The 8,035-nt window shown below is 72.8% G+C and carries 7 protein-coding genes; 6 read left to right on the top strand and 1 reads right to left on the bottom strand.

The window, feature by feature from the left end; translation table 11 throughout:
• The 6 genes from AN216_RS20095 to AN216_RS20065 form a co-directional block, all read left to right on the top strand.
• Positions 1–701 (top strand): TerD family protein (locus AN216_RS20095; RefSeq protein WP_420855777.1); only part of this gene is annotated, 701 nt, incomplete at its 5' end.
• Between the two features lie 128 nt (positions 702–829).
• On the top strand, positions 830–1,678 hold the full coding sequence (locus AN216_RS20090) for a glutamate racemase (RefSeq protein ID WP_070198114.1): 849 nt from the start codon (positions 830–832) through the stop codon (positions 1,676–1,678).
• 266 nt (positions 1,679–1,944) lie between these two features.
• Entirely contained in the window at positions 1,945–2,427 is a 483-nt protein-coding gene (locus tag AN216_RS20085) for an NUDIX hydrolase (RefSeq protein WP_070198112.1), read from the top strand.
• 585 nt (positions 2,428–3,012) lie between these two features.
• Entirely contained in the window at positions 3,013–4,566 is a 1,554-nt protein-coding gene (locus AN216_RS20075; RefSeq protein ID WP_070198110.1) for a phytoene desaturase, read from the top strand.
• The gene (locus tag AN216_RS20070) at positions 4,553–5,563 is read left to right on the top strand and encodes a phytoene/squalene synthase family protein (protein WP_070198109.1); all 1,011 of its coding nucleotides are present in this window, start codon (positions 4,553–4,555) and stop codon (positions 5,561–5,563) included. The genes AN216_RS20075 and AN216_RS20070 overlap by 14 nt, the downstream gene beginning before the upstream one ends.
• A complete protein-coding gene (locus AN216_RS20065; protein ID WP_070198108.1) occupies positions 5,560–6,552 on the top strand; it encodes a Rieske (2Fe-2S) protein in 993 nt (330 codons plus the stop codon). The genes AN216_RS20070 and AN216_RS20065 overlap by 4 nt, the downstream gene beginning before the upstream one ends.
• A 27-nt stretch (positions 6,553–6,579) precedes the next feature.
• On the opposite strand, the gene AN216_RS20060 is transcribed toward AN216_RS20065, so the two are convergent.
• Positions 6,580–8,035, bottom strand: a 1,456-nt coding sequence (locus AN216_RS20060) for an FAD-dependent oxidoreductase (protein WP_244502548.1), incomplete at its 5' end; no start/stop codon positions are given.

Genomic DNA, 8,035 nt, shown 5'->3' with positions numbered 1-8,035 from the left:
CCGCGCCCGCCCCCGCGGCTCCGGCTCCCGCGGCGCCGCAGGGTCCGCCGCCGGGCGCCCCCGTACAGCTCAGCAAGGTCACACTGACGAAGGAAGCGCCCTCCGTCTCGCTCACCAAGCAGGGCGGCACCTCCGGCTCGCTACGGGTGAACCTGAACTGGCAGGTGCACAAGCAGTTCTCCGGCTGGGGCCGGAAACTCAACCGGATGATGGCCAACCACTCGGACCTGGACCTGGACCTGTGCGCGCTCTACGAACTCAGTGACGGTCGCAAGGGCATCGTGCAGGCACTTGGCAACTCCTTCGGCGCGCTGCAGCAACCGCCGTACATCCACCTGGACGGGGACGACCGTACGGGCGCCGTGGACACCGGGGAGAACCTCACCGTCAACCTGGACCACGTCCAGGAGCTGCGCCGGGTGCTGATATTCGTCGCCGTGTACGAGGGCGCCCGCAGCTTCTCCGGACTGAACGCGACCGTGACCCTCCAGCCGCAGCACGGAGCGCCGGTCGACTTCTCGCTGGACGAGTGCACCGTGCCCTCCACCGTCTGCGCCCTCGCGCTGCTCACCAACCAGGGCGGTGACCTGGTCGTACAACGTGAGGCGCGTTACCTGGTACCGGAGCGGGGGGTCAGCCCGCAGCGCACCGTCGACTACGCCTACGGCTGGGGACTGCAGTGGACACCGGGGCGTAAGTGAGCGCGGCTGTCCCCGGGCTCGCCCAGCGCGGGAAGCCCGGGGCTGTCCGGGCGTCCCGCGCCGGATCATGGCACGGCGGATGAGTCGGGGCCGGTGGCCGGGCGGGTCATCGACTAGGGTTGCTGGTCGTGAAGATCGCCCTCGTGGACTCCGGAATCGGTCTGCTGCCGGCCGCCGCCGCCATGCGGCGAGCCCTACCGGACACCGACCTCGTGCTCTCCTCCGACCCCGACAGCATGCCCTGGGGACCCCGGCCCGCCGAGGACATCGCCGAGCGCGCCCTGGCCTGTGCCCGCGCCGCCGCCGGTCGGGGGCCGGACGCGTTGATCGTCGCCTGCAACACCGCCTCCGTGTACGCCCTGCCGGCGCTGCGTGCCGAGTTGGAGCCGCGGTTGCCCGTGATCGGTACGGTGCCCGCGGTGAAGCCCGCGGTGCGGGCCGGCGGGCCCGTCGCCATCTGGGCCACGCCGGCCACCACCGGAAGCCCGTACCAACGGCGCCTCATCGCGGACTTCGGCGACCGCGCCCCCCTCACCGAGGTCGCCTGCCACGGCCTGGCCGACGCGATCGAGCGGGCCGATGAGCCGGCCATCGCTGCCGCCATCAGCGCCGCGGCCGAGCGCACCCCGCCGGGCGCACGCGCGATCGTCCTCGGCTGTACGCACTACGAGCTGGTGGCCGACCAGATCCGCGCGGCGGTGCGGGCGCACGCGGCACCGGAGCTGGAACTGCTGGGCTCGGCCAGCGCGGTCGTGGCCCAGGCGCTGCGCCGTACCGGTGCCGAACCGGACCCCGGCGTGGCGGCGACCGGCCGGCTGACCGTGCTGCACGGCGGTGTCGAGAGCGAGCTGGGCGCGGGTGCGCGCGCCTACCCCGAGGGGCGGCTGCTCCTCCTGCCGGACGACACGCTCCAAGCCGTGGCCCCTGATGCCCGCGACCCGCGAGGCGCCCCGAGCCCGACAGGGCGGTGGTCCTAGCCACCCTGATCGCGACCGTGGGCCGCTACCGCGCGGTGCCGCGGGTTCCGGATCGCCCGGTGCGTCGACCGTCCGCGGCGGGTCCGTACTGCCGCGGCGGTTCGTACGGCCGCGCCGCGGTGAGCTCCGCTCGACCTCGGCGGTGCCGTCCCGGGACGCGTCGTCGACGAGGATGACCGTCGCACGCCCGGATGCTCCTCCTCCGGGAGCGAGGGCAGACTCGGCCACGAGGTGACCGGGGCGGCGCACGTCGTTAAGGTCGGCGCATGGCGACGCCCGAGTTCATCCGCACCCTTCGCGAGACCGCCGGACACCAACTGCTCTACCTGCCCGGAGTCAGCGCTGTCGTCTTCGACGACGACGGTCGGGTCCTCCTGGGGCGGCGCTCCGACAACGGCCGCTGGTCGATCATCGGTGGCATCCCGGAACCGGGGGAGCAGCCCGCCGACGCCGTGCTGCGCGAGATCCACGAGGAGACCGCGGTCCGTAGCGTGCCCGAGCGGATCGTTCTCGTGGAGGCCATCGCCAAGCCCGTGACGTACCCGAACGGGGACCAGTGCCAGTTCATGGACGTCTGCTTCCGCTGTCGTGCGGTCGGCGGCGAGGCGCGCGTCAACGATGAGGAGTCCCTCGACGTCGGCTGGTTCGACGTCGACGCCCTGCCGCCCATGGAGGAGTTCGTGGTCCAGCGGATCAAGCTGGCCATGGACGACGGGCCGACCTGTTTCGCGGGGATGTCGGGGGCGTGACCGGGCGTCGGGGGCGGGTGAGTCTCGTCCTCGGCCCACGCCGCGTCTCCTCGGCGCACCCGTGCACCCCCGGACCGGGCTGGCGGGACGAGGACAACCAGCCCTTCTGGACTGCCGCGGCTACCGCTCTCGACAGGGCCGCACCCCGCGACCGGGGATCGACACGCCGGATCGACCGTGGCGGTGCGCCCCCACGCGTCTGTTCTGCGGTAGAACTCCTCACGTGTCGGGACCGCGGAGTACGTGCGCTCACCCCGTCTACGAAATGCCCGCACCTTCACGTTCCCACGTCCGTACGAACTCGCCGGCGTGTTCGGCGACCCTTCCGAAACCGGGAAGCAGCCCGGCCGAGAGGCACACGAGGGCGGGTGTGAGGTGAGGCTCCGGCGAGTGCGAGGACCATCGATGAGCAGTCACCCGCGTCGGTGCACGTGACGTGGCGACCGAACGGATCGCGTCGTTGATGACAGACAGTATGACCGACGCCGCCAGGGCCCGACCGGCCCCTCGGGTGGCCACCCGTCGTAGCCCCGGACGCGTGTCGGACGTGACCGCGCCGGCGAACCCCGGTAAGGCGCGGTCGGCATGAGGCGGGTGCCGGGTCCCACGGACCACGTCCTCGTGGTCGGTGCGGGTCTCGCCGGTCTCTCCGCGGCCCTGCACCTCCTCGGCTCCGGGCGGCGGGTGACCGTGGTCGAGCGGGACGACGGGCCCGGAGGTCGCGCCGGACGTACCGAACTCGGCGGGTTCCACCTCGACACCGGCCCCACGGTGCTGACCATGCCGCACCTGCTGGACGAGGCACTCGCCGCGGTGGGGAGCTCCCTGTCCGAGCGGCTGGAACTGACGCCGTTGCACCCCGCCTACCGTGCCTGCTTCGCGGACGGCGCCAGCCTGGACGTGCACACGGACGCGGAGGCGATGGAGGAGGAGATCCGGCGGTTCTCCGGCCCCCGGGAAGCCGCCGGTTACCGCCGGCTCCGACAGTGGCTCGGGCGTCTCTACCAGGCGCAGACGCGGCGCTTCATCGACGCGAACATCGACTCCCCGTTCGACCTGCTGCACCCGGACCTGGCCCGGCTCGCCGTCCTGGGCGGCTTCGGCCGTCTCGAGACCCGGATCGGGCGCTTCCTGCGGGACCCCCGACTGCGCCGGGTCTTCACCTTCCAGTCCCTGTACGCCGGAGTACCGCCTGCCCGGGCACTCGCCGCCTATGCTGTGATCGCCTACATGGACACCGTGTCCGGCGTCTACTTCCCCTCCGGCGGCATCAACGCGGTCGCCCGCGCCATGACCGACGCCGCCAGCGACGCGGGGGCCGTGTTCCGATGGGACACCGAAGCCGCCGCCCTGGAGCGGCCCGGTGGCCGCGTCCGGGCTCTGCGTACGGCCGAGGGTGAGCGTTTGGCCTGTGACGCGGTGGTCCTCACCTGCGATCTTCCCATCACCTATCGCCTCTTGGGCAGGACGCCCCTACGGCCGGTTCCGCTCCGCCACGCGCCCTCCGCCGTCGTACTGCACGCCGGCACCGACCGCACCTGGGACGACCTCGCGCACCACACCCTCTCCTTCGGCCACGCCTGGCACGACACCTTCGACGAACTCACCCGCCGCGGACGGCTCATGAGCGATCCCTCGCTGCTCGTCTCGCGTCCTACCACCCACGACCCCGGCCTCGCCCCGCCCGGACGGCACCTGCACTACGTCCTCGCGCCCTGCCCCAACACCGACGTCGGACCGGACGCCGGCTCCTGGCGCGCTTTGGGGCCACGCTACCGGGACCAGCTGGTCGAGGTGCTCGAACGCCGCGGGATGTACGGCCTCGAAGCCGCCATCGAGGAGGAGCTGCTGGTCACCCCGGCCGACTGGACGGCGCGGGGCATGGCCGCGGGCACGCCCTTCTCGGTGGCCCACACCTTCGCGCAGACGGGTCCGTTCCGCCCGCGCAACCTGGTTCGGGGCTCGGACAACGCCGTACTCGCCGGCTGCGGCACCACTCCCGGTGTCGGTGTCCCCACGGTCCTGATCTCCGGAAAGCTCGCCGCTCAGCGGATCACCGGCGCCGCCGCCCGTACCGCGGCGGTGCCGTACCGCGCTACCCGCGTCCCCGTGGGAGGACAGGACCATGACGGCACGTGAACTGACCGCTGCCGGCATCACGGACCCCGCGCTGCGCCAGGACTACGCCCTGTGCCGCTCGCTCAACGCCCGTCACGGCCGTACGTACTTCCTCGCGGCCCGTCTCCTCCCGCCCGAACGCAGGCCCGCGGTGCACGCGTTGTACGGCTTCGCCCGCTGGGCCGACGACATCGTCGACGACCTGGACACGGACGTCCCCGCCGAGCAGCGGGCCGCGGCCCTGGGGACCTGGGAGCGGGAGCTGGCGTCCGGGCTGCGCTGGGGAACCAGCCGGCACCCGATCGTTCGCGCGTTGGCGCACACCGCTCGCGCGTACGGCATCCCGCGAAGCCACTTCACCGACTTCATGGCGTCCATGCGCATGGACCTGCGGGTCACCAGTTACGCCGACTATCCGGCACTCTGCGGGTACATGCACGGCTCGGCGGCCGTGATCGGCCTGCAGATGGTCCCCGTACTCGGCACCGTCGTCCCGGCGGAGGAAGCACGACCGCACGCCGCCGCGCTCGGCATCGCCTTCCAACTGACCAACTTCATCCGGGATGTCGGGGAGGACCTGGATCGGGGCCGCGTCTACCTGCCGCAGGACCTGCTGGCCGCCCACGACGTGGACCGGGCCCTGCTGGAGTGGAGCCGCCGCACCGGACGCGGCGACACCCGCATTCGTACGGCGCTGCGGGAGGCGACCGACCTCACCCACGGCGTGTACCGCGAGGCGGAACCAGGCATCGCGATACTGGACCCGGTCTCCCGGCCGTGCGTCCAGGCCGCGTTCCTGCTCTACTCCGAGATCCTGAAGGTCGCGGCGGAAGCGGGATACCCCGTACTGCACCGGCGGGTCGCAGTCTCCGGAGCCCGGCGCGCCGTCGTGGCCGCGCGGAGCACGGCGGGTGTCACGGCGGCACGCCTGCGCCGACCCCCGGCGTTCCGCACCCCGTCCGTCCCTCCGCCACACCACCAACCCGGCTCCGTGAACCATGAGGGGGACTCTCCGTGACGCCTACGCCGCGCGATCGCCCGCGCCTCCCGTTCTCCCGGCGACGTCACCCCTTGCCCTGGGAGGCGCAACGGTCCACCTGGCGGGACGCGAAACCCGGCCTCATCGCCGCCGCCCTGAAGACGGCGGGGACCCACCCGACCGGCAACTGGTACGTGCTGGGCTCTAGCCGGGCCCTGCGTTCCGACGCCCCCCTGGGATGCACGCTCGGTGATACGGAGGTCATTGCCTGGCGTGGAGCCGACGGCGTCCTCCATGCGGGTCCGGGCTCCTGTCCGCATCTGGGGGCACCGCTGAGGGAAAGCCCCGTGCGCTGTGGCGAGGTGGTCTGCCGCTGGCACGGCCTCGCCCTGAACGGTCAACCGTTCGCCGGCTGGGAGCCCTATCCGGCGTACGACGACGGTCTCCTCCTCTGGGTGCGGCTCGACGACCTCGGCGGCGAGCCACCGCGGGCTCGCCCGCTCCTCCCCGAACGCCCCCGCGCCCACGAGGGCGTGGCCGCGGTCGTGGTCGCGGACGGCGCATGCGAGCCGGAGGACGTCGTCGCCAACCGGCTCGACCCCTGGCACGGCGCGTGGTTCCATCCCCATTCCTTCGTCGACCTGACCGTGGAGGACGCCACGGACACGGCCTTCACCGTCCGCGTCTCCTTCAGGGTGACCAGACGTCTCGTCGTGCCCGTACGAGCGGTCTTCACCGCTCCGGGCCCCCGCACCGTCGTCATGCGCATCACCGACGGCGAGGGCATGGGTTCGGTGGTGGAGACGCACGCCACGCCACTGGGGCCGGACGAGCGAGGACGGCCGAAGACCCGCGTCATCGAAGCCGTCGTCGCCCGCTCGCAGCGGCGCGGCTTCGCGCTCGCACGCCGCGCCGCCCCGCTGCTGCGTCCCCTGATGAGTGCCGCGGCCGCACGGTTGTGGCGTGACGATCTCGCCTACGCCGAGCGCCGTTACGCGCTGCGTGCCACCGGCCGGTTCCCGGGCTGACCCCGGGGACACCCCGTGGGACACCCGTCACGCCCAGGCCGCGGCGGCGCGCAACACCGCTGAACGGCCCGTGCGCGGCACGGTCCACAGGGTCTGGCCTCGCACGCCCCACTCTTCGAGGAGCGCGTTCGCCGCCTGGAAGCCGGTGGTCGCGGCCCGTTCCATCAGGGCCACCGGCAGGTCGGTCCGCACCAGGTCACCGGCCAGCATCACCCGCGGATGCGGAGTCCGCACGCCGGGGCGCCGTGTGAAGCCGCCCACCTCGAACAGCGGACAGTCCGCCCGCCACTCGTGCCGCGCGTCCACGACCCTCGCCTGCCGGGTCTCCGGATACACCTGGTGCAGCCGCTCCAGCAACTCCCGCTGTACGCAGGCGTGGTCGGCGTCCCCGGACACGGCGTAGGCGTGCAGCTCGAGAACCGAGCCGCCGGTGCGTGCCGCCCAGTCGGCGGCCTCGTCCTCCCACCGGTTCAGGACGCTGACGTTGTCCAACCGGCCGTACCCGCTGGTGCCCAGGAAGCCGGGCCGGTCAGCGGCCACCGGTCGGTCCAGCCACAGCCGGGAGACCAGGAAGGGCGGAGCGGCCCGCAGTTGGCCCACCCGGGACCGCCAGTCGGCGTCGCCGAGTTCGGGGGAGCGGCACACGAGATCTCGCAGCCCGTCCGTGTCCAGGGCGAGCACGGCTGCGTCCACCTCCTCGGCCGCTCCTCCCGAGGTGACGGTGAGCCCGCCGCCGGGACGTGGACACACGGAGTCCACCGAGGTCGAGACGCGTACGCGTGTGCCGTGGCCGGTCAGGTAGGCGGCCAGCGGCTGCCACATCGCCCGCGGGAACGGTTGCCGGGGTACGTCGAAGAGCAACCCCTCGCTGGAGCCGAGGAAGTAGATGTGGAACATCAGGAGCAGTTCGGCGGCCGAGAAGTGCCTCGGGTCGGCGAAGAAGCTGCGCGAGAACACCTCGAACGCCAGGTGCCGCGCCGCCGGCGGGAAGCCGATCGCGTCGAGATACGCCGCGGCGCTGACCCCGTCGAAGCGGGCGTACACCTCCGGCACCCGCACGTCCAGTAGCGACAAGGCGGCCCGGGGACGCATCCGGGGCAGATCCCGTACGCCGAAGGCCGCGCTGCTGGCCACGAACGCCGCGGCGTTCCACGGCGGCGTCCTCGGCAGGCTTCGGAAGCTGTCGCGGAGCCCCTCGCCGTGCCACAGCGGGTAATCCTCGAGCGGGGTGAGCATCCCGAGGGAGCCGTCGACGCGCCGCAACAGTCCACGTAGGTTGTAGTACTGACGGAAGAAGGCGTGGAAGCCGCGACTCATCGTCACCGTGCTGCCGTCGGAAAGACACTCCGGCCAGCCGCGCAGTCGGCCACCGAGGTCGTCCTCCCGCTCGTAGAGGGTGACGCGCGTTCCGCGTTCGGCCAGCGCGGTGGCCGCCGCCAGCCCGGCGACGCCGCCGCCCACCACGGCGACCCGCGGAGCGTCG

Origin of the sequence: Streptomyces oceani, assembly GCF_001751245.1 — a bacterium.
Classification (GTDB): Bacteria; Actinomycetota; Actinomycetes; order Streptomycetales; family Streptomycetaceae; genus Streptomyces; species Streptomyces oceani.
This window is presented reverse-complemented; position numbering and strand designations above follow the sequence as displayed.